General features: G+C 66.6%; 29 protein-coding genes. 15 read left to right on the forward strand and 14 right to left on the reverse strand.

The features are described from left to right. The first annotated feature begins 11 nt into the window (after positions 1-11). Genes AB0I14_RS00735 through AB0I14_RS00750 form a run of 4 tightly spaced genes read left to right on the forward strand, consistent with a single transcriptional unit; the run spans position 12 to position 2,089 of the window. Positions 12-554, forward strand: a complete 543-nt coding sequence (locus AB0I14_RS00735; RefSeq protein WP_358016656.1) for a Na+/H+ antiporter subunit E — start codon at positions 12-14, stop codon at positions 552-554. Next, positions 551-850: a monovalent cation/H+ antiporter complex subunit F gene (locus AB0I14_RS00740; protein ID WP_358014437.1), complete on the forward strand. Its 300-nt coding sequence runs from the start codon at positions 551-553 to the stop codon at positions 848-850. The genes AB0I14_RS00735 and AB0I14_RS00740 overlap by 4 nt, the downstream gene beginning before the upstream one ends. Beyond that, positions 847-1,200, forward strand: coding sequence for a monovalent cation/H(+) antiporter subunit G (gene mnhG, locus AB0I14_RS00745; RefSeq protein ID WP_358014440.1), 354 nt, complete (start codon positions 847-849; stop codon positions 1,198-1,200). Before AB0I14_RS00740 ends, mnhG begins: the two co-directional genes overlap by 4 nt. Beyond that, complete coding sequence (locus AB0I14_RS00750) at positions 1,187-2,089, forward strand: SAM-dependent methyltransferase (RefSeq protein WP_358014443.1); 903 nt, start codon at positions 1,187-1,189, stop codon at positions 2,087-2,089. The genes mnhG and AB0I14_RS00750 overlap by 14 nt, the downstream gene beginning before the upstream one ends. Positions 2,090-2,135: 46 nt before the next feature. On the opposite strand, the gene AB0I14_RS00755 is transcribed toward AB0I14_RS00750, so the two are convergent. Next, positions 2,136-2,939: an alpha/beta hydrolase gene (locus AB0I14_RS00755; protein WP_358014446.1), complete on the reverse strand. Its 804-nt coding sequence runs from the start codon at positions 2,937-2,939 to the stop codon at positions 2,136-2,138. 54 nt (positions 2,940-2,993) lie between these two features. Further along, entirely contained in the window at positions 2,994-3,218 is a 225-nt protein-coding gene (locus AB0I14_RS00760) for a hypothetical protein (protein ID WP_358014449.1), read from the reverse strand. Positions 3,219-3,370: 152 nt separating this feature from the next. Between AB0I14_RS00760 and AB0I14_RS00765 the strand changes: the two genes are divergently transcribed. Together AB0I14_RS00765 and AB0I14_RS00770 are read left to right on the forward strand one after the other, a co-directional pair. Then, on the forward strand, positions 3,371-4,036 hold the full coding sequence (locus AB0I14_RS00765) for a phosphatase PAP2 family protein (protein ID WP_358014451.1): 666 nt from the start codon (positions 3,371-3,373) through the stop codon (positions 4,034-4,036). Next, the gene (locus AB0I14_RS00770) at positions 4,036-5,451 is read left to right on the forward strand and encodes an ATP-binding protein (protein ID WP_358016659.1); all 1,416 of its coding nucleotides are present in this window, start codon (positions 4,036-4,038) and stop codon (positions 5,449-5,451) included. The genes AB0I14_RS00765 and AB0I14_RS00770 overlap by 1 nt, the downstream gene beginning before the upstream one ends. Here the strand turns inward: AB0I14_RS00770 and AB0I14_RS00775 are convergent. Both AB0I14_RS00775 and AB0I14_RS00780 read right to left on the reverse strand, forming a co-directional pair. Next, positions 5,412-6,101: a response regulator transcription factor gene (locus AB0I14_RS00775; RefSeq protein ID WP_358014454.1), complete on the reverse strand. Its 690-nt coding sequence runs from the start codon at positions 6,099-6,101 to the stop codon at positions 5,412-5,414. The two genes, AB0I14_RS00770 and AB0I14_RS00775, sit on opposite strands and share 40 nt — an antisense overlap. 21 nt (positions 6,102-6,122) lie before the next feature. Further along, a complete protein-coding gene (locus AB0I14_RS00780; RefSeq protein ID WP_358014457.1) occupies positions 6,123-6,749 on the reverse strand; it encodes an LON peptidase substrate-binding domain-containing protein in 627 nt (208 codons plus the stop codon). Positions 6,750-6,810: 61 nt separating this feature from the next. Here AB0I14_RS00780 and AB0I14_RS00785 point away from each other — a divergent pair, with 61 nt between their 5' ends. Further along, complete coding sequence (locus tag AB0I14_RS00785) at positions 6,811-7,812, forward strand: Lrp/AsnC family transcriptional regulator (protein ID WP_358014460.1); 1,002 nt, start codon at positions 6,811-6,813, stop codon at positions 7,810-7,812. Here the strand turns inward: AB0I14_RS00785 and AB0I14_RS00790 are convergent. The 5 genes from AB0I14_RS00790 to AB0I14_RS00810 are packed head-to-tail and all read right to left on the reverse strand — an operon-like array spanning position 7,790 to position 10,876. Then, on the reverse strand, positions 7,790-8,206 hold the full coding sequence (locus AB0I14_RS00790; RefSeq protein ID WP_358014462.1) for a hypothetical protein: 417 nt from the start codon (positions 8,204-8,206) through the stop codon (positions 7,790-7,792). The genes AB0I14_RS00785 and AB0I14_RS00790 overlap by 23 nt on opposite strands. An 11-nt stretch (positions 8,207-8,217) precedes the next feature. After that, positions 8,218-9,345 (reverse strand): glutamate--cysteine ligase, encoded by a 1,128-nt coding sequence (locus AB0I14_RS00795; RefSeq protein ID WP_358014465.1) that lies wholly within the window; start codon positions 9,343-9,345, stop codon positions 8,218-8,220. Then, positions 9,326-10,036, reverse strand: coding sequence for a superoxide dismutase family protein (locus AB0I14_RS00800; protein WP_358014468.1), 711 nt, complete (start codon positions 10,034-10,036; stop codon positions 9,326-9,328). Before AB0I14_RS00800 ends, AB0I14_RS00795 begins: the two co-directional genes overlap by 20 nt. A gap of 9 nt (positions 10,037-10,045) precedes the next feature. Then, on the reverse strand, positions 10,046-10,516 hold the full coding sequence (locus tag AB0I14_RS00805) for a LytR C-terminal domain-containing protein (RefSeq protein ID WP_358014470.1): 471 nt from the start codon (positions 10,514-10,516) through the stop codon (positions 10,046-10,048). Between the two features lie 48 nt (positions 10,517-10,564). Then, complete coding sequence (locus AB0I14_RS00810; RefSeq protein WP_217154878.1) at positions 10,565-10,876, reverse strand: DUF3263 domain-containing protein; 312 nt, start codon at positions 10,874-10,876, stop codon at positions 10,565-10,567. Positions 10,877-11,014: 138 nt separating this feature from the next. Between AB0I14_RS00810 and AB0I14_RS00815 the strand changes: the two genes are divergently transcribed. Both AB0I14_RS00815 and AB0I14_RS00820 read left to right on the forward strand, forming a co-directional pair. Continuing rightward, positions 11,015-11,608, forward strand: coding sequence for a peptide deformylase (locus AB0I14_RS00815; protein ID WP_358014473.1), 594 nt, complete (start codon positions 11,015-11,017; stop codon positions 11,606-11,608). A 12-nt stretch (positions 11,609-11,620) separates the two neighbouring features. Then, positions 11,621-12,526, forward strand: coding sequence for a GNAT family N-acetyltransferase (locus AB0I14_RS00820; protein WP_358014476.1), 906 nt, complete (start codon positions 11,621-11,623; stop codon positions 12,524-12,526). Here the strand turns inward: AB0I14_RS00820 and AB0I14_RS00825 are convergent. From AB0I14_RS00825 to AB0I14_RS00835, 3 genes are all read right to left on the reverse strand, one after another. After that, a complete protein-coding gene (locus AB0I14_RS00825) occupies positions 12,513-13,226 on the reverse strand; it encodes an SDR family oxidoreductase (RefSeq protein WP_358014478.1) in 714 nt (237 codons plus the stop codon). The genes AB0I14_RS00820 and AB0I14_RS00825 overlap by 14 nt on opposite strands. A gap of 221 nt (positions 13,227-13,447) precedes the next feature. Further along, the gene (locus tag AB0I14_RS00830) at positions 13,448-16,345 is read right to left on the reverse strand and encodes an MMPL family transporter (protein ID WP_358014481.1); all 2,898 of its coding nucleotides are present in this window, start codon (positions 16,343-16,345) and stop codon (positions 13,448-13,450) included. After that, positions 16,342-16,767, reverse strand: coding sequence for an MmpS family transport accessory protein (locus AB0I14_RS00835; RefSeq protein ID WP_358016662.1), 426 nt, complete (start codon positions 16,765-16,767; stop codon positions 16,342-16,344). The genes AB0I14_RS00830 and AB0I14_RS00835 overlap by 4 nt, the downstream gene beginning before the upstream one ends. 338 nt (positions 16,768-17,105) lie before the next feature. Between AB0I14_RS00835 and AB0I14_RS00840 the strand changes: the two genes are divergently transcribed. From AB0I14_RS00840 to AB0I14_RS00865, 6 genes are read left to right on the forward strand one after another with little or no spacing between them, the layout of a single operon-like run. Next, the gene (locus AB0I14_RS00840) at positions 17,106-17,918 is read left to right on the forward strand and encodes an exodeoxyribonuclease III (protein ID WP_358014484.1); all 813 of its coding nucleotides are present in this window, start codon (positions 17,106-17,108) and stop codon (positions 17,916-17,918) included. Between the two features lie 51 nt (positions 17,919-17,969). After that, positions 17,970-19,538: a MoxR family ATPase gene (locus AB0I14_RS00845; protein ID WP_358014486.1), complete on the forward strand. Its 1,569-nt coding sequence runs from the start codon at positions 17,970-17,972 to the stop codon at positions 19,536-19,538. Continuing rightward, positions 19,535-20,149 (forward strand): hypothetical protein, encoded by a 615-nt coding sequence (locus AB0I14_RS00850; protein ID WP_358014489.1) that lies wholly within the window; start codon positions 19,535-19,537, stop codon positions 20,147-20,149. The genes AB0I14_RS00845 and AB0I14_RS00850 overlap by 4 nt, the downstream gene beginning before the upstream one ends. Beyond that, the gene (locus AB0I14_RS00855; protein ID WP_358014492.1) at positions 20,146-22,008 is read left to right on the forward strand and encodes a hypothetical protein; all 1,863 of its coding nucleotides are present in this window, start codon (positions 20,146-20,148) and stop codon (positions 22,006-22,008) included. Before AB0I14_RS00850 ends, AB0I14_RS00855 begins: the two co-directional genes overlap by 4 nt. Then, entirely contained in the window at positions 22,001-22,639 is a 639-nt protein-coding gene (locus AB0I14_RS00860; RefSeq protein ID WP_358014495.1) for a hypothetical protein, read from the forward strand. Before AB0I14_RS00855 ends, AB0I14_RS00860 begins: the two co-directional genes overlap by 8 nt. Then, on the forward strand, positions 22,632-23,945 hold the full coding sequence (locus AB0I14_RS00865; RefSeq protein ID WP_358014498.1) for a CoF synthetase: 1,314 nt from the start codon (positions 22,632-22,634) through the stop codon (positions 23,943-23,945). The genes AB0I14_RS00860 and AB0I14_RS00865 overlap by 8 nt, the downstream gene beginning before the upstream one ends. Here AB0I14_RS00865 and AB0I14_RS00870 read toward each other — a convergent pair. Both AB0I14_RS00870 and AB0I14_RS00875 read right to left on the reverse strand, forming a co-directional pair. Continuing rightward, a complete protein-coding gene (locus tag AB0I14_RS00870) occupies positions 23,926-24,663 on the reverse strand; it encodes a TIGR00730 family Rossman fold protein (protein WP_358014501.1) in 738 nt (245 codons plus the stop codon). The two genes, AB0I14_RS00865 and AB0I14_RS00870, sit on opposite strands and share 20 nt — an antisense overlap. Continuing rightward, positions 24,660-25,301 (reverse strand): methyltransferase domain-containing protein, encoded by a 642-nt coding sequence (locus AB0I14_RS00875; RefSeq protein ID WP_358014504.1) that lies wholly within the window; start codon positions 25,299-25,301, stop codon positions 24,660-24,662. The genes AB0I14_RS00870 and AB0I14_RS00875 overlap by 4 nt, the downstream gene beginning before the upstream one ends. Between the last annotated feature and the right edge of the window lie 14 nt (positions 25,302-25,315).

Consider the following 25,315-nt stretch of genomic DNA (forward strand, 5'->3'; position numbering starts at 1 on the left):
CACCGATGAGCATGAGACACCTCGCGCTGCGGATCTGGCTGTTGTGCTTCCTGATGTTGGTCTGGGTTCTGTTGTGGGGCCATGTCACGGTCGCCAATGTGGCGAGCGGGCTGATCGTCGCGGCGGTCATCACGGTGCTGCTGCCGTTGCCCTCGGTGCCCGTCGAAGGCAAGCTGCATCCGCTGTCGTTACTGAAACTCGTTGTGCTGGTGGGCTATTACCTGGTGCTGTCGTCGTTCCAGGTGGCCTGGATGGCAATCCGGCCGGGCCCACCGCCGCTGGTGGCCGTGCTGCGCGCGAACCTGCCCGCGCTGAAATCGGATCTGGTGCTGGCCCTGGCGGTCAACATCTTCAACCTGATCCCGGGATCGATCGTGCTGGAGATCGACCAGACCCGACGCATTCTCTACGTCCACCTCATCGACGTCGGCTCGGAGGCCACCGTGCAGCGGTTCTACCGTCAGGTCGAGCAGGTCCAGCGGCTGCTGGTGGCTGCCTTCGAGCGGGAGAGCGATTGGCAGCCGTCAGCTGAGCGGGAGGCCGGGCGCTCATGACGATTGTCTGGATCATTGCGGCAGTCATGTTGACCGCGGCCGCCACGATCACCATGTTCCGGGTGCTGGCCGGGCCGAGCACCCTGGACCGGCTGGTTTCCCTGGACACCCTGATCGCGGTGACGATGTGCGGCATCGGTACGTGGGCGGCGTTCAGTCTCGACACCACGGTCACCTACAGCCTGACGGCGCTGGCGTTGATCAGCTTCGTCGGATCAGTGAGCGTGGCTCGGTTCCGCGTGCCCGACACCGACGATCCGCGGCCGAGGCGGCGGCCACGGCGGGAGCAGACATGAACATTCCCGACATCCTGACCGCGGTACTGGTTCTGAGCGGGTCGACGCTGGCGTTGACCGCGGCGATCGGCGTGGTCCGATTTCCCGACACGTTGTCGCGTATGCACGCCGCCACCAAGCCGCAGGTGCTCGGTCTGCTGCTGGTGCTGGCGGGTGCGGCGATCCGCCTGCGTGGGAACGCCGATGTCGGCATGGTGATCCTCACCGGGTTGTTCACGTTGATCACCGCACCGGTGGTCGCCAACCGTGTCGGGCAGCTGGCTTATCGCGAGCAGAACATCCGCGATGATCTGCTGACCCGCGACGAGATGGCCGAGTTCGAGGAGACTGGAAACGATGGCCAGAACTGACGACGACAGCTGGGAAATCACCGAGAGCGTGGGTGCCACCGCGCTAGGGGTGGCGATGGCCCGCGCCAACGAGACCGCGGCGGAATCCCCGTTGTTCACCGACTCGTATGCGCAGATGTTTCTCGATGCCGCGGCCGCACGGGGCTGGCGTCCGCCCACCGGCGCGATGGCCCAGCGGATCCGCGCCATCGGCAATTACGCCGCCTCCCGGACCAAATGGTTCGATGAGTTCTTCGTCGCCGCAGGCGCAGCGGGTATCCGTCAGTCGGTGATCCTGGCGTCCGGGCTGGATGCCCGGGCCTGGCGGTTGCCCTGGATCCACGACAGCGTGGTGTTCGAGATCGACCAGCCGCAGGTGCTGCAGTTCAAGGAGGACGTCCTGGCTGCGCATCGCGTGACACCGAAGGCCCGGCATGTCGCGGTCCCGGTCGACCTGCGCCAGGATTGGCCGAAGGCCTTGCGGGATGCGGGTTTCGACGCCACCCAGCCGACGGCGTGGTCGGTGGAAGGCCTGCTGCCATACCTACCCGCCGATGCGCAGGATCTGTTGTTCGAGCGCATCACCGAACTGTCGGCACGGGACAGCCGGATCGGGGTCGAGGCGTTCGGCCCCGAGTTCTTCTCCGCAGATCACCTGGCACGCCGCCGTGAGAGCATCGAGAAGATGCGCGCCGAGGCCGAGACGGGCGACGAGATCCCGGATCCGGAACAATTGTGGTTCATCGAGGACCGCGCCTACGTCCCCGATTGGCTCAGCGAACACTACTGGGATGTGGCGGCGCTACCTGCCGACGATCTGATGGCGCGCTACCACCGTTCTCTGCCCGCCGACACCACCGAGGGCACCATGGCCACCGAGTTCGTCGAAGGCGTTCTGACCGAGAAATAGTCTGGATGACGGAGATTCGGCAGCCGACCCCCGACGGTGTTCGCGTTCACACCGCTGCAAGGAAACGCTGAAGCGCCTCGGCAACACGGTCGGGCGCCAGGGCGGTCGCGAAGTGCGACTGATCAGACCACACGACTCGCTCAGCATGCGGGAGCACCGCCGCCAGGCTGTCCATCCCCTCAGGAAGGGGCGGCCAACTCAGGCCTCCTTGCATGAGCAGCACCGGCACGGTGATGGCCGCCCACCGGTCAATGTCACGTCCGTCGTTGGCCATCGCTTCCAGATCTGCACCTGCGGAAAGTGTGGTGATCCGGCCGAGTTCTGCGCTTTCGGGCTCGAACGACGCCGTCTCCACCAATTCAGAGGGAACGCAGGCAACCTCGCGGGCGAAAAGTTCCAGCGCCTCCGCATAGCGGGCTTCGGCGCACAACGGCCGATAGCGGTCCAGTACCGGCAACAGGTGCGCGCCGGACAACAACAAGGGCGGCTCGAACAGCGCCAGGGAAGCGATGCGATCGGCGTCGGCGACCGCGGCATGAAGCGCGACCGTCGCCCCGTAGGAACCACCGACGACGTGCGCGCCCGTTCCGGACGCATCGGTCACGAACCTCAGCACGCACTCCAGATCTGCGGCCTCCACAGCAAAGCTGTTGGGCGACAAGCCAACTGCGCTCGGTGGGTGGTTTCGGCGCGCATATCGCACGACCTGGTGACCGGTCAGACGTCGACCGATGTCGGCCCAGGAATCCAGACCGCCGTTGGACCCGTGCACGAAGACCACGGGAACTCCGGTTCCGGTCGTCTCCAATTCCAGTTCGGTGCCGTCTGAAGCTCTCAGTTGCACAGCCATGCCCTGAGTATTCAGGGCCTATCCGAAAGGTGGAACGCCACCATCGCGGTGACGCTACTTGTGCGGCGCCTTCACCGCCGGCGAGGCGAAGGACGTCTCGGGCGCTGTCGGCGGCGCCTTCACGGTCGTGGTGCTGCTGAACTTCGTCGCCACGGACTCGGTGGAGCCCGGCGTGGCTGCGTCGATGACGGCCACCGCGCCCAGCACCGCCATGGCACCTATTCCGGTTACGGCTGCCAGCGTCTTCAGCCGGTGGCGCGGCATTTCCTGCTGGTGCATCGAACTTCTCCTCAACTCTTCCGCGGCGTGATCGCCCCGGCGATGCCACAGAGTGACAGGGGGTCGATGAGAAATCGCTGATAAAGATCGTCGTGATCGCGGTTCTCAGCGCCCCCTCAGCAACGTCTGGCCAGGCTGGAACGGTGATTGTGATGCGGCGTGCGACCTGGCAGGTCCCGATGGCGGTTGTTCTGTTGAGCGGGTTCATCGGAGTGGGGTTCATCGCGTATATGGCCCGGACCGGTACGCCTGTCGACCATCGGGCCCTCGACTGGTTCGTGGCACGGCGCGGTGCGGGGCTGACGGGCATCGCCACCTTCATCACCGATCTGGGCAGCCCCGCAGTCATCGCGCTGATCGCGGTCGGCGCCGCCGCGCTGATCTGGGTCCGGACGCGCGCAGCCCGCCCCGCGATCGTGGTGGTGGCCACGGTTGGGCTCGCGTCTGTGGTGAGCACCTTGGGCAAGTGGGTCGTCGGATCGCACCGACCGCCGGCGGCAGTCCAGCTATTGGCCGAGACCGACCACTCGTTCCCGTCTGGGCACGTCACGGGAACGGCGGCGTTGCTCGGAATCCTCGCGGTCATCGTCGGTGCCCGCAGTGGGCAAACGGTCGGGCTGCTCGTCGGCGCCGCGGTGGCGACATTCGTCGTCGCGGCGACACGGCTCTATCTGGGCGTGCACTGGCTCACCGATGTGAGCGGCGGGTTCCTGCTGGGTTCGGCGGCGGTACTGCTCGGATGGGCGTTCCTGGCGAAACCGGCCGGCGACACCCCGGAGATCACCGAGGACGCGGCGGAGCCCACACTGTCGACATGATGTCGCCGGCCGCTACGCGCCGTCAGCGGTTGCGGATGCGACCGCGGCCACGGCATTGGGGGATCGCGACCCGGTCCGCCATCGTGGCGGCCACGGTGGTGCTGGTGGCGCTCATCGTCGCGGGTGCGGGCCTGACGGGGCTGCTGAACCACTACCTGATCTCCGGGATCGACGAGGCGGCGGCAACGCGGCTGCACGACATCACCATGGCACTGCGGGCCGAGCCGCCTACCGACTTCGACGGCGCCCTCCTCGACACCGATCAACGGGTGGTGGCGATCCAGATACTCACCGGCGACAACACCGTCGCCTTCAGCTCCACCGACGCGCCGAGCACGCCTCTGGTACCGGTCGCCGCGGTCGGCACCGAACCCACTCGGTTGAGCGACGATTCCGCGCCCGACGACGACCTCAGGATCGTCGGCCGCCAGATCGACACGCCTCACGGGCATTACACCGTCTTGGTCGCCGGTAGCAGTGAGCTCGCCGAGAACACCGTCCAGACGGTCGCGCTTCTGCTGTGCGCTTCGGCTCCACTGGTCATCGCCGTCGTCGCAGTGGCCACCTATCTCCTGGTGAAGCGGTCTCTGCGCTCGGTCGATGCAATTCGCGCGCGCGTCGCCGAGATCAGCACATCCGACCTGGCCGAGCGGGTGCCGCGGCCCGACAGTCACGACGAGATCGCGGCGCTGGCCGACACGATGAATGCGATGCTGGCCCGCCTCGAAACCGGTCACAACGCGCAGCGTCAATTCGTCGGGGATGCCTCCCATGAGCTCCGCAGCCCGTTGGCCACGATCATCTCCGCCCTGGACGTCGCCCAGGTACACCCTGAGTTGCTCGACGAGGACCTGCTCGACACGACGCTGATCCCTGAGGCTCAGCGGATGCAATCACTGATCGACGACCTGCTGCTACTGGCCCGCGCCGACGAGCGGGGCCTGAAACTACGGGTGGAAGATCTGGACCTCCGGCCGGTCATCGAGGCCGAGGCCGACCGGTTGCGACGACGCGGGGAGCTCCTGACGGTGCACACCGACGTTGTCGAGGCCCGGCTGTCCGGTGACGCCCGGTCCCTGTCCCGCGTGTTGCGAAACTTGACCGAAAACGCCGCACGTCACGCGCAGTCGCGCATCGACATCAGCTCGCGCGAGCAGGATGGCGCGGTGGTGCTGATCATCTCCGATGACGGGCCGGGCATACCGGAGGCCGACCGGCTGCGGGTGTTCGACCGGTTCGTCCGGCTGGATTCCGACCGTTCCCGAAACGGTGGCGGGACGGGACTCGGTCTGGCGATCGTCGCCGAAATCATTGCAGCGCACGGCGGTACCGTCACCATGTCCGAACGTCCCGGCGGCGGGACCTCCGTCAGGGTTCAATTGCCGGTGCGGCGCTCGTCCGATTCGAGCCGGTAGCCGACTCCCCGAACCGTGTGAATGCTGTTGGTGCCGAACGGTGCATCGATCTTCAGCCGAACGTATCGGACATAGACCTCGACGACATTGTGCGGACCGTCGTAGTGGGCATCCCACACGTTCCGCAGGATGTCAGCCTTGGTCACCACGGTGTCCTTGTTTCGCATCAGGTACTGCAGCAGACTGAATTCCTTGGGCGTCAGTTTGATTGGCGTCTCACCGCGGGTGACAGTCTTGCGGGCCGGATCCAGCGACAGCGATCCGGCGGTGATGACGACCGGCCTCCGCGGCGCACCCCGACGCAGCAACGCCCGCATCCTGGCCGCCAGTACGTTGAACTTGAACGGTTTGGTGAGGTAGTCGTCGGCGCCCAGGTCAAATGCGTCGGTCTCGTCGAACTCACCATCTTTGGCGGTCAGCATGAGTACCGGAGTCCACACCTGCTCGGCCCGGATCCGCCGCAACACCTCATAGCCGCTCATGCCCGGCAGCATGATGTCGAGCAGGATCACGTCGAAGTCGTCCTCCACCGCCAGGTGCGCCCCGTCCACGCCGTTGTCGGCCACGACCACCACGCAACCCTCGGCACGCAGCCCCAGGCTCAGCGTCTTGGTCAGACCCGGCTCGTCATCGACGATCAGCACCCTCATCGCGTGTCCAATTGTGCTCCGCTACTCCGAAAGCTGGAACTCAACCATCGCGGTGACGGAGTCCACGGCCTCGCTGAGCACCTCGACTCGGGCCGCCTCCGATGGCGCGGCCAACAGTGAATAGCGGTCGGCCTGCCCCATGGGTAGCCGAGTCGCCAAGGCGTACAAGCGGTTCTCCGGATCGACGCCGGCGGACTCCACGATCTCGCGGCTGCGGATCGGCGTGCCGCGGGCCTCCCCGATCCGGTCGAGCAACGCCACCATCCGGTCTTCGACGTCGCTGATGCGGGCCGCGTCCGCCGGGTCGCCCGGTTCGTCGGGCCAGAGTTCGATCTCGGCGCGCGGATATGGATCGTCGTCGAGCCAGCGCTGCACCCGAATTCGCTCACCCATCACACACAACAGCCGGTACTTGCCGGCCCCGAACTCCTGGCAGTCCACGATCAAGGCCCGCGCCCCGACGTCGCACCGGCGGTCACCGCCGCCCACCTCACGACCGGCCGAGATCAGCACCGCCCCGAAAGACGGCTCCGACATGGCCATACAGTCGCCCACCATCGCCACGTAGCGAGGTTCGAAGATCCGCAGCGGCAGTTCCTGACCGGGCAGCATCGCCACTTCGAGTGGAAACATCGGTGAGACCGTCATGGGGCCAGAATCGTCCTCGCCTCCGGTTTGGTCAATGCACACGAGCCGGTAACCTCGGGTGATGCCACCGTCAGCGGAGCTTGAAACAGCCCGCACGCTGCTGTCCGATCCGGGCTACACCGACCTCGACGCGGTCGACCGCCAGTTGATCGAACTGCTGCAGGCCGACGGCCGCATTCCCTACGCAGAGCTGGGGCGCCGGGCCGATATCACGGAAAAGACTGCGCGCCGCCGTGTTTCGCGATTATTGGGCGAGGGGTACATCACCATCGCCGCCGTCACCGATCCAGCTGTGCTCGGGTTCGGCGCGCTGGGCCTGGCCCTGCTGACCGTCGACGGATCGCGTACACCGGTCGAGCTCGCCGCGGAGATCGCCCAGTTACCCGAAGCGGATTACGTGACGGCCACGACGGGGCCGTACGGGGTGGTGCTGGAGCTGGTCTGCACCGACGCCCGGGAACTTCACGATGTGGCCTTCGGCCGGATCGCGACGCTGCCGGGGGTGCGCACGGTGGAGCTGCTCCCCTACCTGCGGCTGCACTATCAGCAGGCCCGGCTGTCCGGTGCGCTCGCGGACGGCGCGGTGCGGCCGCGTCCGCTCGATGACATCGACCGGGCGATCCTCACCCGGCTCGCGGTCGACGGCCGTGCCGCCTTCCGCGACTTCGCTTCAGCCCTGGGCTTATCCGAGACCACCATCCGTTCGCGTTACAGCCGGATGGTGGACACCGGCGCGGCCCGGGTGATGTGCATCGCCAACCCGCTGCGCCTCGGTTACCGGCATAGCAGCTGGGTGGCGATCCGCACCGACGGCCGGGCGGGCGCCCAGAAGGTCGCCGAGGCGCTGACCCGCGTGGAGACGGTGTCGTATGTGGCGCTGACCGCCGGGCGTTGGGATGTCCTGGCCGAGGTGGTGACCGCCCGTGACGAGGACCTGCTCAACGTGCTCGATGAGAGCATCCGCGGCTTGGACGGTGTCACCGCGATGCAGGCCTGGCCTTATATCGCGGTGCACTACAAGGCAATTCATCCCAGGGATGTCAGCCCGGCACCTTTTTGTTGATCGCCTCGACCACGGTCGCGTCCCGGTCGGCCAGCGTGCACATGGCTCCCACGAACGAGGTCCACAGGAGTGGGTTCTTCTTCATTCCCACATAGCCGTTTTCCGCGAGCAGCTCGACCATGCCGCGCTGGGCCGCCTCGTCCATCGACACATATTCCCGGCAAGTGGTCGACATCCCGTTGGGCGGTGGGGTGCTGGCCCCGCCACTGGCCCCGGGACGCGGGATGACCGGGCTTGAGGGCGCCGCCGTGTTGGTGGGCCGGCGCTTGGTGGTCGTCGTTGTCGAGATGCCGGTCTGGTCGGGATCGCCCATCGGCGTTCCGGCGGTGACGGTGCTGCAGCCCGAGAGGGCGAAGCCCGCCACGACAATCCCCACCACGATCCGTCGCCGCATAGCCCTCATCCTCACAGTTGGAGTTCGCCGACCAGGGCGTCGACGACTTCGCGCAGATCGCCGTCGCTCTCCTCGGCCACGCGGCGCTGCCGCTGATAGGAGCCGCCGCGGTAGATGTCGGTCACCGAGGCCAGCTCGTCTGCGCATCCCAATGACTTGGCCACCGGTTCAAGGTGATTCAGCAGTTCGTCGAGGTCTTCGGTGACAAGTCGCTCATTGCTGTCGGCGTCCAGGATTATCACCGCGTCCAGGCCGTAGCGGGCGGCACGCCACTTGTTCTCCTGCACATGCCACGGCGGCATGGTCGGCAACTGTTCACCCGCGTCGAGCCTGCGGTCCAGATCGACGATCAGGCAGTGGGTCAGCGCGACCAGCGCGCCGAGCTCACGCACATTCGACACCCCGTCGAAGATCCGCACCTCGATGGTGCCCAGGTGCGGCGACGGCCTGATGTCCCAACGAATCTCGTTGAGGTGGTCGATGATGCCGGTCTTCTTCTGATCGTGGACGAAGCCCTCGAACTCCGACCAGGCCTGAAACTGGAACGGCAGGCCGGCGGTGGGCAATTGCTGGAACATCATCGCCCGGTTGCTCGCGTATCCGGTGTCCTCACCGTCCCAGAACGGCGAGGACGCCGAGAGTGCCAGCAGATGCGGGTACTGGTTGAGCAGCGAGGAGATGATCGGCATCACCTTGTGCGCCGAGGAGATCCCGACGTGCACGTGCACACCCCAGATCAGCATCTGCCGGCCCCACCACTGGGTGCGCTTGATCAGCTCGGCGTAACGCGGCGCATCGGTGAGCTGTTGCGCCGACCATTTCGCGAACGGGTGGGTGCCCGCGCAGAACAACTCCATGCCGCGGTCGTGCACGATCTTGCGTACGGGGCCAAGGGTGCCGCGCAGGTCATCCATCGCCTCACCGGTGTTCTCACAGATTCCGGTGACGATCTCGATGGTGTTGCGCAGCAACTCCTTGTGCACGTGCGGGCTCTCGCCGACCTCGGCGATCACCTCGGCGGCTCCGTTGCTCAAGTCACGAGTGTCGGCGTCGACGAGAGCGAACTCCCATTCGACGCCGACGGTGGGCCGGGGCGACCCGGCGAAATCGATGCGGCTGTCAGCCTGCGCCGATGACACCGCACGCCACCCGGCTTCCGGCGTCGCCGGTGGCCATGGTCGCCTGATCGGGGCCGGGGGCGCCGCCGACGACCTGCTGGTACTTCTCGGGCGGGATGTTGGCGAAGTTGTCCGCCTTCTCGTGGATCATGATCGCGGTCTTGGCGCCGGCCAACAGATCCTCGGCGGTGAACGCGTCGGTGGTGGTCACCAGCTTGCCCGAGCCGTCGGCGCGGATCTGCAGCGAGCTCAGGTCACCGCTGGAGGGATGTCCGCTGTGTCCGGGCACCTGGAAATGGCCGCCGGCGGAGTTGAAGTCGCCGGGTGCACCGCCGGTCGGGGCCACCGAGTTGGCCTCACATTTACCGACGGAGTGGATGTGCAGACCGTGGAATCCGGGAGCCAGCTTGCCCGGGGTGGTGGTCTCGACGGTCACGGTCGCGAAGCCGTCGGCGAACTGGAAGTCGGCGGTTGCCACGGCCGTGCCGTCGGCGGTCTTGAGCTCCGCGGTCAGGGTCTCGCCGCCGGTGGTCCCCTGCGCACCGGGTCCGCTGCCGTGCTCACCGGGAGCGGCCGAGGGCGACGGCGATCCGGTCCAGATCGCCGGGGTGGTACCGGGCGTGTCGGAGGGCACCTGACCGGGAGGGCTGCAGGCGCTCAGCGCAACAACCGGGGCAGCGAACAGGACGGCAACACTGACGGACTTCAGCATGCACAAAGCCTAGCCGGTGACTACCACGATCACGCCCGGTGGTTGCTCGAGAAGTTCGGGGCGGCGGGGTTCGACAGGCGCCTGGATTGACTTGCCCACGGCTTCGGCGGCTTCCTTCTCACCCGGCGTCTCACCGAAGAACACCGTGGTGCCGGCGACACCTTCCAGTGTCAGGTTGCCGGTCTCGGTGACATTCCAGTGCGTCTCACGTAGACGGTTGGCCGTGGTCTCGGCCGCACCTGGGACATCGGAGATGTTGTACACCCGCACGTCGGCCTTGACCTCGGGGGCGGGTTCGGCCTTTGCCGATGTCTTCGTGGTGGTCGTCGCGGTCGTGGTGGCCACGGACGACGACTGATCCGTTGAGTCGTCGCCGGAGCCGAGCGCCTGGAAACCGACCAGCAGGAACACGACCCCGAGGAACAACAGCACCATCACCATGGCGCGCAGGGGCAGCCCGGAGGAGTCTCGCTGATTCATCGCCACCACTGTATCGAGCGAACCGCCCGATGCCTCACCGCGTGACCTTTAGGTGGTGATATCGAAGCCGAGCCGCCGCGCGGCACGAGCCTTCTGCCGGGTAGCGCGCATCCGCCGCAGCCGCTTGACCAGCATCGGGTCGGCGGCCAGCGCCTCGGGGCGGTCCACCAACGCGTTGAGCACCTGGTAGTACCGCGTGGCCGACATCGAGAAGAGCTCTTTGATCGCGTCTTCCTTGCTGCCGGCGTACTTCCACCACTGGCGTTCGAAGGCCAAAATATCGTGCTCGCGCCGGGTGAGCCCATCACCCAGGTCAGAGTCGTCCCCGGATTGCTCAGTCCGCGCCATGGCGCCGTCCATATTGCTCCTTGGACCCTTCCGACACGTGAGAAATAACATCGCTGTGGTTCGGCGATTATTCAACCACGGCTTGCTGGGTTGAGCTGACACATAAACCCGCGAGTCGGGTGAGAAGGATTGCCACCTTAAGCTTCCACAATGTCCGTAGTACCGATTTGCATCGTCGGAGATCCCGTTCTGCACACACCTACCGAGCCGGTGCCCATCGGCCCGGACGGCTCGCTGCCCGCAGACCTGCCCGAGCTCATCCAGACCATGTTCGACACGATGGACGCCGCGAACGGCGTTGGCTTGGCCGCCAACCAGATCGGCGTGGCCAAGCGGTTGTTCGTCTACGACTGCGCCCCGACGCGCGGCCAGACCACGCGGCGCCGCGGGGTCGTCATCAACCCGGTACTCGAGACCTCCGAGGTGCCCGAGACGATGCCCGACCCCGACGACGACGAGGAAGGCTGCCTGTCCGTGCCGGGCGAGAATTTCCCGACCGGTCGGGCCGACTGGGCACGGGTCACGGGCCTGGATGCCGACGGTTCGCCGGTCACTCTCGAGGGCACCGACTTGTTTGCCCGGATGCTGCAGCACGAGACCGGGCACCTCGACGGATTCCTCTACATCGACCGCCTCGTGGGCCGGCACGCGCGGGCCGCGAAGAAGACCGTCAAGCGCAACGGCTGGGGCGTTCCCGGGCTGTCCTGGATGCCCGGCGAGGATCCCGATCCCTTCGGCCACTGATGTCGCTCACTGATGCCTGAGTTACCCGCGCTCGGGTCCCGGGTCAGCCTGCGTTATCAGCTGCCCATCGGGTCGGCCAAGCCGCTCACCGACGTCATCGGGCACCTCGAACAGCTGGAGCCGACGGTGCTGATCCGCACCAAGGACGGTGAACTCGTCGACGTCGCGCCGGCCGACATCGTCAGCGTGCGCGAGTTGTCGCATGCCCCGGTGCGGGCCTCGGAGATCCGCGCGCTCGAGCATGCGTCGGCACTGGCGTGGCCGGGTGTCGAGCAGCACTGGCTGGGCGGCTGGCTGCTGCGCGCCGGGCACGGAGTCACCAGCCGCGCCAATTCGGCGATCCCGTTGGGCATGTCGGCGCAGATCGCCGATCTTTCGGCGGTGCGCGACTGGTACCGGGAACGTGATCTGCCGGCCTGGCTGGCCCTGCCCGAACGGCTGCTGCCGATTCGCACGCCGGGTGTCAAGCCGGCCCGGGTCATGGTGCGCCCCCTGGATTCCCGGTCCGGGCCACCGCCGAGCGTCACGCTGGCGCAGCAACCGGACGCACAGTGGTTCCAGCTCTACGAACGCGAGGTCCCCGCCGATGTCCTGACCGCCGTGGTCGACGGGCGCCTGACCTTCGCTTCGGTGCCCGGTTGCGCGGTCGGCCGCGGTGCGGTGACGACGGCTCCGGACGGGTCTGCCTGGCTGGGTATCTCATCGGTTCGGGTCTCCCCCGGCCATCGCAGGCAGGGCCACGCCCGGGCGGTGTGCGAGGCGTTGTCGGCCTGGGGCGCAGAGGCGGGTGCCCGGCAGGCCTATGTCCAGGTGGAGGTCGACAACCACGCGGCGATCGCGCTGTACACCTCGCTGGGTTTCCGACTGCATCACCAAACCCGTTATGTCGCAGTGGAAGACGTCCTCACGCCGCACTGATGCTGCCCCCGCCGTCGACCCGGATGATCTGGCCGGTGAGGTAACCCGCATCCTCGTCCAGCAACGCGCAGATCGCGTGCGCGATCTCGCCGGGCTTGCCGACCCGCCGCATCGGGATGGTGTCCAGCATGCGCTGCTCACGCGGCGATCCCTCTGGGCTGCGGGCCCGGTACATCTCGGTTTCGATAGGTCCCGGCGCGACGGCATTGACCGTGATGCCGGTCGTTGCGAGCTCGCCGGCCCAGATCCGGGTGGCGGCCTCCAGCGCCGCCTTGGCCGCGGCATACGGCGTGCGCTCGGCGGCGCCCAGGGTGGTCAGGCTGGTCACGTTGACGATCCGGCCCCACCCCGAGGCCAGCATTCCCGGCAGCGCCGCCTGCACGACCTGGACGGCGGTCCTCACGTTCAGGTCATAGGTCTCGGCCAACGTGTCCAGATCGATGCTGCCGATGCGGGCGAATCGGGCCAGCCCGACGTTGTTCACCACTGCCTCGATCGGCCCCTCGGTCAGGGCCGCGGCCAGCGCTTCATCGGTGGCCATCCGGTCGCCGAGATCGACTTCGATCATCTTTCCGGGAAAGCCCGGGGCCGCAGTCCTGGCGAAGCCGATCGGTTCGTGCCCGGCAGCGGCCAATCGCTCGGCGACCGCACGCCCGATACCCTTCGAGGCCCCGGTGATCAGAACTCGTCGTGACGGCATGTGCGTTTCCTTTCACTCGCTGTACTACAGAAACGCTTTAAAGACGCAGATAGTCCATGCCACTTTTGATATGCACACATGTCAGGCGGTAATGCGCGAGCTGGTTGGCCAGTTCCTGGGCGTAGGCGAGTTGTTGGATCAGTTTGATGCACGAATCTTGCGTTCGGGTGTGCCCACAGCCCTGCCACCACCGGCATAGATCCCAGCGGTGAGCATCGAAATCACGACAGCACCTCCTGAGGTTCACGCTGGACGGGCTTGGGCCACGGCGAGCGGGGCGGGCGCGGACGCACCCGCTGCGGCCACCAGAACCACCGCCCGAGCAGGGTGGCGATGGAAGGCGTCATCAGCGCCCGGATCACGAACGTGTCGAACAGCAAGCCGACGCCGATCGTGGTGCCGACCTGGCCGATGACGATCAGTTTGCTGACCGCCATCGACGCCATCGTGAAGGCGAATACCAGACCCGCCGCGGTGACCACAGGGCCGCTGCCGCCCATGGCGCGAATGGTGCCGGTCTTCAACCCGGCGTGGATTTCCTCTTTCATCCGCGACACCAGCAACAGGTTGTAGTCCGCGCCGACGGCCACCAGCACGATGACCGACATCGGTAGGACCATCCAGTGCAGCGGTATCCCGACAATGTGCTGCCATATCACCACGGAGAGCCCGAAGGCGGTGGCCAAGCTGACGACCACGGTGCCGACGATGACCGCCGCGGCCACCAGAGCCCGGGTGAGGATCATCATGATGATGAGGATCAACATCAGCGCGGCCGTTGCCGCGATCAACAGGTCGTAGTCGGCACCCTGCTGCATGTCCTTGAACATCGCCGCGGTACCGCCGAGGTAGATCGAGGATCCCTCCCACGGTGTTCCCCTGATGGCCGCGGCAGCTGCGTTCTTGAGGAGATCGGAACGGGCCGTGCCTTCGGGCGTCAGCGGGTCGCCTTCATGAATGATGGTTAACCGCACGGCTTTTCCATCCGGCGACATCATCAGCTTCATACCACGCTGAAAATCGTCGGTTTGGAAGGCTTCCGGGGGAATGTAGAACGAATCATCGTTCTGGGCTTTGTCGAACGCCTCTCCCATCGCGGTGCTGTCCTTCTGCTGCGCCATGGTTTGGTCCTGCTGCGTCTTCTGAACCTGATACTGATTGAGCATCATCTGCTTCTGGTTCTTCATCGACTGGATCATCGACGGCATCAATGCGACCAACTGCGGCATCAGGGCGTCCAGGCGCTCCAGGTCGGGTACGAGATCCTGAATGTCGTCAGACAACGTGCTGATTCCGTCGAGAGTGTCGAATATCGACCGCAACGCCCAGCACGCCGGGATATCGAAACAGTGTGGCTCCCAATAGAAGTAGTTTCGGATCGGCCGGAAGAAGTCATCAAAGTCGGCAATGTGGTCGCGAATCTCATTGGTATCCGTCGACGTCTTCTTCGTCTTCTGCACCATGCTGTGGGTGACCGCAGCCATCTGCTGGGTGATGGACTGCATCTTCTGCATCGTGTCGATGGAGGTCTGCATCTCGTTCGCCTGAGCCAGGATGTTGGCGATGACGCCCTGCTGGTAGTCGTTGCCCATGATCTGGCCGGTACCGCTCTGGCTGAGTGTGTACGGGATCGTCGAGTGCTCAATGGGTTTGCCATCGGGGCGGGTGATGGTCTGCACCTGGGCGATACCCGGCACCTGCGCCAGCGCCTTCGCGATCTTGTTGATCACCAGGAAGTCAGCCGGATTCCGCAGATCGTGGTCGGTCTCGATCATCATCACGTCGGGATTCATCCTGGCCTCGGAGAAGTGTCTGGTCGCGGCCGCGTAACCGACATTCGCCGATACATCAGGGGGCAGATATCTGCGATCGTTGTAGATGGTGTGATAACCGGGCAGCGCGAGCAGGCCGAGCAGGCACGCCGACACCGCGAACACCAGCAGTGGGCCAGGCCAGCGGACGGCCGCGGTGCCGACCCGGCGCCATCCTCTGGCCTTCGACTTCCCCCGCGGCTCCAGGAACCGGCCCCAGCGACTGGCTATCGAGATGAGCGCGGTTCCGAACGTCAGGGCTGTCGCGACAACGAATGCCATACCGACGGCCAAGGGGTAGCCCATCGTCTGGAAGTAGGGCAACCGGGTGAAGTGTAGGCAGAAGGTGGCGCCCGCGATAGTAAGGCCCGAGGCCAGTACGACGTGGGCAGTCCCTTCAAACATGGTGTAGTACGCCGATTCTCGATCCTCGCCGGCCCGGCGCGCCTCGTGATATCGACCGACCAGAAAGATCCCGTAGTCGGTTACCGCAGCGATGGCCAGGGTCACCACCATGTTGGTCGCGAAAGTCGTCAGGCCAAAGACGTTGTAGTAGCCCAGAAATGCGACCAGCCCACTGGCACCCGTCAGTCCGGCAATGAGCAGTACGCACAGGAGGAGCGTGGTGGTCACGGACCGGTAGATCACCAACAGCATGACGATGATGACCCCGAAGGTGACCATCTCGATCATCCGCATGCTTTCGTCGCCGACCCTGTTCTGATCCGAGCTCGTCGCCGCCGCACCCGTCACATACGCCTTGACCCCCGGCGGTGCCGGGCTCTCCTCGGCGATCTGACGAACGGCGTCCACCGATTCATTGGCCAATGCCTCGCCTTGATCGCCCGCGAGGTAGACCTGGACATACGCGGCCTTGCCGTCGACGCTCTGGGCTCCCGCTGCCGTGAACGAGTCACCCCACAGGTCCTGCACGTGCTCTACGTGTTTGGTGTCGGCGCGCAAGTCGCGGATCATCTTGTCGTAGTAGGCGTGCGCGTCGGCACCCAACTTGTCCTGTCCCTCGATCACGATCATCACCGAGCTGCTGCTGCGGTATTCCTCGAATTTCGTGCCGATACGTTTGATGGCGATCATCGACGGCGCATCGTTGGGACTCATCGACACCGACCGCATCTTGCCCACTTCCTCAAGTTGGGGCACGACGGTGTTGAGTATTGCGATCAAGGCGATCCAGACCACGATGATCGGGACAGCGAAAACCCGGATGAACCGGGGGATGACCGGGCGCGACTTGTGAGCAGGGCCCGGAACGGGAGCGGTCGGGGCGTCGTCCACGGGCGCGCTCATGCTGCCTTCACCAGGCAGAAGGTTTGTGCGTTCACTCCGGAACCCGTCCTCTCGTCCTTGACGACGTCATCGACGGTGATCCGGCAACCGATGGTGTCGCCGTCGGTCTGGGCCAGGATGTTCGGTGACGCCGAGGGGGCCGTGGTCGTCAACGTCAAGCTCCAGGGCAACCCCACGGTTCCGGCACGCTGTGGATTTCCGTCAAGATCCTTGTAGTTGATCACCGCCGTCTCGCCCGAGCCGTACACCTCATAGGTGACGACCTTGGGATTGAACTTCTCCGCGGTGTCAGCGCCGATCGGTGTCACCAGCACCGGATGCGCGCCGAAGATGGTCCTCAGGTGCGACACCGTGAGAAAGCCGACGGACAGAGCAACCACGATCGCGATCGGCAGCCAGACGTTCCGGAACATTTTTGTCAGCATCGCTGCCTCCCGAAGTTGACCAATGCAACCTTCGGCCACCTGCTGACCCGACCCATTTCCCAAGGCCATCGAACACGTGACCGCGGCGCACGTGTCGGAAACCTATTGGCAGCTGTCATCGTCCAGGCCTTTCGAAATATCGAATGGCCACAGGATTTGGTGGTCGTCGTCAGCTTAAGGAGCAAAGCTCACATTCCGGGGGGAAACGCAATCATTCGGGCGGACGGCGGCGATCAACCTAGTCTGCGGCCGGCCCCCGCTCAGCCAGGCGAGTGCGCCGGTCCACCCCGCCCGGGCGTTCCTGCGTCAGACCGTCACCCGTACCCTCTAAGCCCATGCGCCTGGCCACCTGGAACGTCAACTCGATCCGCACCCGAGTGGACCGCGTGGTCGACTGGCTGGAGCGCGCCGATGTCGACGTGCTGGCCATGCAGGAAACCAAGTGCACCGACGTGCAGTTCCCGATGATGCCGTTCGCGGCGCTGGGCTACGAGGTGGCCCACGTCGGGCTCAACCAGTGGAACGGCGTGGCCATCGCGTCACGGGTCGGCCTCGATGACGTCGAGATCGGGTTCTCGGGTCAACCGACCTGGAGCAGCAAACCCGAGGAGGAGGCCACCGCCGAGGCCCGCGCACTGGGAGCCACCTGTGGCGGGGTTCGGGTGTGGAGCCTGTACGTGCCCAACGGCCGCACACTCGCCGACCCGCATTATGCCTACAAGCTGGATTGGCTTGCCGCCCTGCGGGATACCGCCGCCGGCTGGCTCAAGGAAGATCCGGAGAAGCCCATCGCGCTGGTGGGTGACTGGAACATCGCGCCCACCGACGAGGACGTCTGGGACATGGCGGCCTTTGACGGCAGCACCCATGTGTCCGAGCCCGAGCGGGCCGCCTTCCAGGCCATGAACGACGCCCAATTCACCGATGTGGTGCGGTCTTTCACGCCTGGTCCGGGGATCTACACCTACTGGGATTACACCCAGCTGGCGTTCCAGAAGCGTCGCGGTATGCGCATCGATTTCATCCTGGGCTCCCCCGGTCTGGCCGCACGGGTCACAAACGCCGAGATCGTGAAGGACGAACGGCGCCCCAAGAAGGGCACCACCGCGCCCAGTGACCATGCCCCGGTCGTGGTCGAGCTCGGCTGACACGTCCGGCCCGGGCCGGACGATTAGCATTGGCCCGACGGGAGGGGGCAGATGACGACCAGGTGGAGTGCGGTATCCAAATCGCCGACCTTGCCCGTGGGCCACGCGCCGGCTGCCGGCCTCACCGCCGCCGACCTGTTCACCCCACCGACAGAACCGACGGTCACTCTCGACGAGAAGCTGCGCCGCGCCTACTTCTGGCTGATCAACAAGGCCGTCATCTCCCCGTTCTACGACGTCGAATTCGGTTCGGACACCACGGTCAGCTACCCGCTCGGTGATGCGGGCGCATCCTTGAGCCTGCCCAAACAACCCGCCTACTCCTCCAATGTTCTTGTCCCGCTGCTGACTTTCGCCGTCGGCGGAAGGTGCCTGCTGATCGGCGGTCCGGGCCGCGGCAAGACCACCCTGGCGGTACTGATGGGAGTGCTGGCCGGGTCCACCCCCGCCGACGTGCGTCGCCATGTCCAGCAGGGCCAGCCGCAGCTGACCGTGGGTGATCTGGTCGGGATCCCGTTGCCGCGCGATCTGGTGCAGGCCGGCAGCCTGGCCGAGATCACCATCGCCTGGAAGAGTTGGCTGACCGCGCCGGTCAAGATCATCGACGAGTACAACCGGATTCCCACCAAGACCCAGTCCGCGCTGCTGACCATGGTCGCCGAGGGCTACGTCGAAAGCCACGACCAGATGCACGTCACCGCACCCGAAAATGGGGTGCAGAGCTGGTTTTTCACCGCCAACGACGACGGTGGCGGCGGCACCTTCCCGGTGATCCAGGCGCTGCGCGACCGCATCGACGTGACGGTGCAGGCGTTCGGGTTCAACAGCAGATTCCTCGACGAGCTGGTGAGCCGGGTGGAGGCCGGCGACCGCCCGGAGGACAACGTGCCCGCCGAGTTGGTGTTCGGCGCCGCCGAACAGGCGGCGATGGTCGACGCGATCCGCGCGATTCCGGTGCCCACCGACGTGCGCCGCCGGTTGGAGTTCTTCGTCAGCCACTTCGAGTTCGTCCAGCACGGTGGCCGCCGCTTCGAGTACCGGACCAAGGACGTGGTGGCCACTGCCGGTCTCGAGGTCGAGCAGATCATCGACGCCAACTCGGGTGCCGATCTTCAGGTCGATCTCGGCGCACAGACGGTCAATGGGGTGTCGGTCCGCTCGCTGCAGAATCTGGTGCTCTACGCCAAGGCCCTGGCCTGGTTCCGCGGCAACGACACCGTCACGCTGGAGGATGTACGGGCGATGGTTCCGTTTGCCTTGCGCGGCAAGCTGTTACCGAATACCGACCATCCCCGGTTCGACACCGGAGCAGACCGGGAACTGGCGTCGGACCCGACGAGTTGGCTGACCGACCTGTTCGACACCTCGTGCCGGGAGTTCGTCGCGCTGGCACGTGAGGGCGAGGATCCGGTGGCTGAGCTGCTCGACGAGTTCGGCCACGGCCTGGACGGTCTGGACGCGCTCGAGGTGTCGCGACGCCTCACCACCATCGAGGCCCGCATCTCGTCTGTCTCCGGTGTCGGCAAGATCTACGGCCGGGATTTCGATGATCTGGTCGCGTTGAAGTATCTCTACCAACGGTATTCGAACTATCTGCACTGGCTGGAGAGCGGCCGGTGATTGCTCGGACGTATCACCAGGTCAACCTCGACCTGCCCGCGCCCGCCGACCTTCCGTCGGCGCCCGGTCTCGATCTGGCGCTCTCGGCCGACAACGTGGCCCGCTTCGGCGGTGATCCGCGGCGTTACCGCCATGCCCTGAGCGGCATCTCCGCGGCGCCGGACGCGATGTTCAGCGTCGCGGCGGTGGCCGCCTGGCGGTCCGGGGTGCTGGGGATCCGCGACGACGCGCTGTCCCGTTTGCAGCTGTTACCAATCGATCTCGCGGCCTCGGTGCTGGGCCTGCCGGTCGACGCGGTTGTCCCTTTCACCGACGGGCAGGCGGTCGACCGGTTCTACTGGCCGTTGCGCCGGCCCGGCCAGTTGATCGCGCGGATCGGCGGTTTCACCGGCCTCGGTGGCAGGTGGGACCGGCCGCCCACCGACCCCACCCCTTGTGGGCCGGGCGGGTGGACGGTGCATGTCGGTGCGCAGCGCTGGCAGATCGATGCCGACGTATTCGGCCACGTGATCTCCGATGCGCCCGCGGCCGGCCCGCAGGCCGACGGACCAGGTACGGCGCAACTGGTGGTGCGCCCGACCTCCTACCTGGCCGAGATCTGGCCGGCATGACCGGACGGGCACCCACCGACCCCGAGCTGGCGGCCTGGCGGGCCGCACTCGACCTGTGGGGTGTACAGCTTCATCCACCGAACATGGTGCGCGACAGTGCAACTGGCACGTTCGCCTGGTTCTCGTTCCCGCCGTCGATCTCGATCGATGTCGACGAGTTGACGCGCCAGGGCGCCCAGCACCACCTGGTGAGCGTTTTCGCTCACGAGATCGGCCATCACGTGCTGTCTCCGAGCACCCGCATCGTCTCGTTCAAGCTGCTACAACAGATGGCCCGGGCGACCGTGGCCAGCGATCCGCGACGGGCCATTCCCGTCACGGCCACGGCCCGGCACCTGTCCAATCTGTGGTCGGATCTGCTCATCAACGACCGGGTGGTCCGCATGCAACGCAGGCTGCACCCGGGCACCGAACCGGACATGATCACCTTGTGGCGCACCCTGACCGCCCGGGAGCCGGGGTCGAACGCAGCCTGGTGGGTACTGATGCGCGCCTACGAGCTGCTGTGGTCACTGCCGTCGAACACGTTGTGCCCCAAAGATCCTCCCTCGGTTCCGCAGACGGTTCGAGACGAGGTACGAGCCCGCCAGCACGTCGACCCGGCCACGCTCGACGTGTCGATGGTCCGCGAGGATCTACAGGAGAAGGAACGCATCCACCGGGCCGCGGCCATGCGGGTACGCGCTCTCCAGGACGAGCTGCTGCTGAGCCAGCCGGTGCAACCCGTCGCCGACGCCGAGTATGTGGCACAGGCGATCCGCACCTTCGGGGCGGACCCGGTGGGGGGCGCGCTGACGTTCGGCATGGTGCTGGTGCCCTACCTGGTACTGGAATCCATGATTTCCGACGGCGCCGCCCTGCCCGGTGGCGGATGCGCCGAGCAGGGCGGAGCACCGGCCACCACAGCCGAACTGGGCCAGGTGCTGGCCGATCCGCGGCTCAACGAGCCTGCGGTGCACCCGGCGGCGGCCGCCGTCGGTGCCTCCCCGCCGGGTGCCGCACCGGGCCAAAGTTACGGTGTCTCACAAACATTGGACCTCTTCGCCGGATCCGATCCCGGCGCCGTGATGCTGGCCTGGTACGAGGCACAGGCCCGGCCCTGGATACGCCCGCTGCTGCAGTCCGGTCGCGGCGTCGCCGCCCACGGGATCCCCGGGCCGTTGGAGACGTGGGAGCTCGGTGACGATGCCACCGAGCTGGACTGGCCTGCCACCCTCGCCGTGAACCCGGTGGTGGTGCCCGGGGTGACGACGCGTCGTCGCACCCAACTGCCCGACGATCCGATCGCCACCACCGAAGCGGTGACCCTGGATCTCTATATCGACTCGTCCGGCTCGATGACGCGCCCCGAGCGGGGCTCCTCGGCCGTGCTGGCCGGCATGATCCTCGTGCTGTCGGTGCTCAAAGGCGGTGGGCGGGTTCGGGTCACGTCATGGTCGGGCCCGGGTCAGGTGGCCGGGGACAGCGTGTTCACCCGCGACCGGTTGGAGATCATGCGTCAACTCACCACGTTCTTCGGCGGTAGCACCGTGTTTCCCCTCGATCTGCTGGCGCACCGGTATCCACCCGGCGACTACGGCCATGATGAGCTGCGCCACCTGGTGGTGTTGTCCGACGACGGTTTGATGTCGCTGTTCGGCGCCGGGCAGGATGAGTACACCGGGGTGGCGGCCGCGGTGCGGCGGCAACTCGACACCGCCACCCTGCTGGTGCAGAACCGGTCCCGTTCGGTGGCCGCCCCGGCCGCCGAGGCGGGTTACGACGTCGACTATCTGGACAACATGTCCGACGCCCCGGCGGTCTGCGCGAGGTTGGCCGCGCACATCGCCGGGTATCGGCGGGCGGTGTCGCATGGCTGATGAAGCAAGCCGGGAAACCGGCCGGGAACTGGCGAACTGGTTCGCCGAGGGGTTGGACGAGCAGGCGGCGTGGTCGACGCTGAAGCCCGGCCCCACGGTCGACGAGGTGGCCGCGCGGATGGCGAGCACGCCGCAACCGTTTCTGGCCGACACCGTCGACGTGGTGGCGCTGGCCTGCGACGTGTTCAACCACACCGGTTGCGCCGCAGCGGCCCAGCGCATCGCCGAGCGGGGCACGCCGGCCTCGCGACGCGGCGCCGCCATCGGGTTGTGGTTGTTCGCCAGTACCGAGCTCATCGGCCCGCTCACCGCACCGCTCGATGACCGCAAAGCTGTGACGGCGTTGCTGGCGTTGGCATTTCGGGTGGCGCCACTGGTCGACCCCGGCCGCTGGCTCAGCGACGCGGAACGCCGCGACGAGGCCGTCCGCACTCTTCTGTTGTGGAACGGTCTGCTTCCGCACGGCGAGGACGCAACGCAGGCCCGCTCGCTGTTCGAGATGCGCGATTCGGTGCGACGCGAGGGTGCGCTGGCTCAGGCATTGGCCGATCACGAGCATCGCATGGCCGTACAACGCCGCCTGGCCGACGCCCAGGCGAAAGAAGCTGCGGCACGGTACAACAGTGAGTGACGATCCGCTGTCGCTCGACGACTATGTTCCGTTCGGCCAGGTGGCGTTGACCGACGAGCAGCGCTGGCCGGGTCTGTCGACAGCGGGGCGGGACCGGCTGGCCGCCCTCGAACAGCACCCCCTGGCGCCGGCCTGGTGCCACCGCGTCGGGCACCGGCTCACCCCCGGCCAGCAGCAGACGGCCAGCCGACAACTGCCGCTTGATGATTGGCTGCCGCAGCATCTCGCGCTGGCCCGCACCCTGCCCGCCTATCGACACCAAACGGGTCCGCTGGACAGCCTCACCGACTTCCCATTGATCGGGCGCGAAGACCTGGTCGATGACATCGCGGCGTTCGTCCCGCCGGGCGCCGACCTGAGCCGGATGCTGCACGGCACGAGCTCGGGGAGCACTGGCGCCGCGCTGGTGATGCCCGACGACCCGGACGAGTTGGCTCGCGGATTTCACTGGCTGCGCGGGCTGGTGGGTGCCGACTGGGAGCCGATGATCCATCGGGTGGCGTTGGCGCAGACGGTGTTTCAGCGGCAGGCGTTCACCTATACCTCGGTGGTCCCCGGTTTCGACGAGGCGTTGATGGCCCGGCTGAACCTGCATCCGGCCGCGTGGGCGGGTGGCGGCACGCAGCGCGATGCATATCTGCGGCACACCGATCCACAGGTGATCAGCGGGACGCCCACCTCGCTGGAGGTGCTGCTGGAACCCGGGCTGGCCGCAGCATTGCGGCCGCTGGCGCTGATCTCGGGGGCGATGACGCTGACCACCCCGTTGCGCCGGGCGCTCGAAGCGGCCTACGACTGCCCGGTCCTGGATGTCTACGGCCTGCACGAGACCCGGCCCATCGCGGTCAGCGACGACGGCGGACCTTTCGTGGTGGCCGAACGCCGCGTACACGTCGAGGTGCTGGCCGGTGAGGTCGTGGTGACGTGCGGAGAGAACCAGTTTCTGCCGCTGGTGCGCTACCGCACCGGCGACTACGCGCGGTTGATCACCCATCGCGGCCGACCCGCACTGGCCGAGCTGGAGGGCAGGGAGGCAACGGTTTTCGTGTCGGCGACGGGCGTCGCGGTGCCCTGCGTCGACCTCACCCAGCAGCTGCAGGCCGCCGGCGCCCGCGGGTGGAGCGTGAATCAGGACGCGGAGGGCCGCGTCTCGGCGGTGATCGCGTCCGGCGACCGGCACCGGGTGACCGAGGCACTGGCTCTTCTGCTGGGGTGCCCGGTCGAGGTGACCCGGGTGGCGACGCTGGCAGAGCTTGGGCCCGGCAAGCCGCGCCGCTACTCCTCGGCTACCGCGCCGACGCCGTGATGAGTTCGACGGCTTCGGCCACGCTGTCAGTGCAGTGGATCAGGGCCAGGTCGGGTTCGGAGATCTTTCCTTCGCGTAGCACCGTGTTACGGATCCAGTCGATCAGGCCCGACCAGTAGTCGACGCCCAGCAGGACGATCGGAAACTCGGTGACCTTGCGGGTCTGCACGAGGGTCAGGGCCTCGAACAGCTCGTCGAGGGTGCCGAATCCGCCCGGCAGGCACACGAATGCCTGCGCGTATTTGACGAACATGGTTTTGCGGACGAAGAAGTACCGGAAGTTGATACCGAGATCGACCCAGTGGTTGAGGCGCTGCTCGAAGGGCAGTTCGATGCCGAGTCCGACGGAGTAGCCGCCCGACTCGCTGGCCCCGCGGTTGACCGCCTCCATCGAGCCCGGGCCGCCCCCGGTGATCACGGCATAGCCCGCCTGCACGAGCGCGATGCCCAGTTCCTCACCCAACCGGTACTCGGGCGAGTGCGGAACCGTGCGGGCCGATCCGAAAACGGTGACAGCCCTCGGCATTTCAGCGAGGGCATCGAAACCGTCGACGAACTCGCCCTGGATGCGCATCACCCGCCACGGATCGGTGTGCATCCAATCGGTGGGGCCACGCCGGTCCAGCAGGCGCTGATCGGCGGTCGTAGTGGCACAGCGATCGCGGCGCAGTTGCACCGAGCCGCTGATCTGAGGCTGGCTGTCGTCGTTCTCGGTCATGCGGGCTTCACGCCCACGGTGATGACGTCGGAGATCGGCGTCCACACCGGCCGACTCACCCGGTGCTGTTCGGCGACGGTGAATCCGGCCGCTTCGAACAGCGCGCGCATCTCCTTCTCGGTGGGGCTGTGCGCGGGTGCGCCCAGGTCGGCCGACAGCGCGTGCAGCGGCAGGAAGGTACGACGGGGGCTCATCGTCGTCACCGCCACCATGCCACCGGGCGCCAGCACCCGGTAGAACTCCGCGAGCGCGGCGGGCTGGTCGAAGAAGTGGAATGCCGAGGTCGTCACCACTGCGTCGAGGAACCCGTCCTGGAAGGGCAGTTCCTCGGCCGGGGCCGACTTCCACCGCACCCGGTCGGAACGCTTGCCGGCCTGGGCGAGCATGCCTTCGGACATGTCCAGGCCGTAGACCTCGTCGGGGAGTAGTTCGCGCTGGATACGGTCGGCCAGGATGCCGGTACCGCACGCGATATCGGCAATCTGACGGGCACCGCGCTGCTGCAGTTGGGCGATCACCTCATCCTGGGCGGGTCGGTACACCCACCGCTGGAGGCAGCCCTGGTCGTAGGCCGGTGCGGCGAAACTCCAGAAGCGCGTGATGGCGTCGTTGAATCCGCGGCGCTGTGTGGTGGTCACCGGCCCGAGTGTAG

This window comes from Mycobacterium sp. NPDC050441, from assembly GCF_040655355.1.
GTDB lineage: Bacteria > Actinomycetota > Actinomycetes > Mycobacteriales > Mycobacteriaceae > Mycobacterium.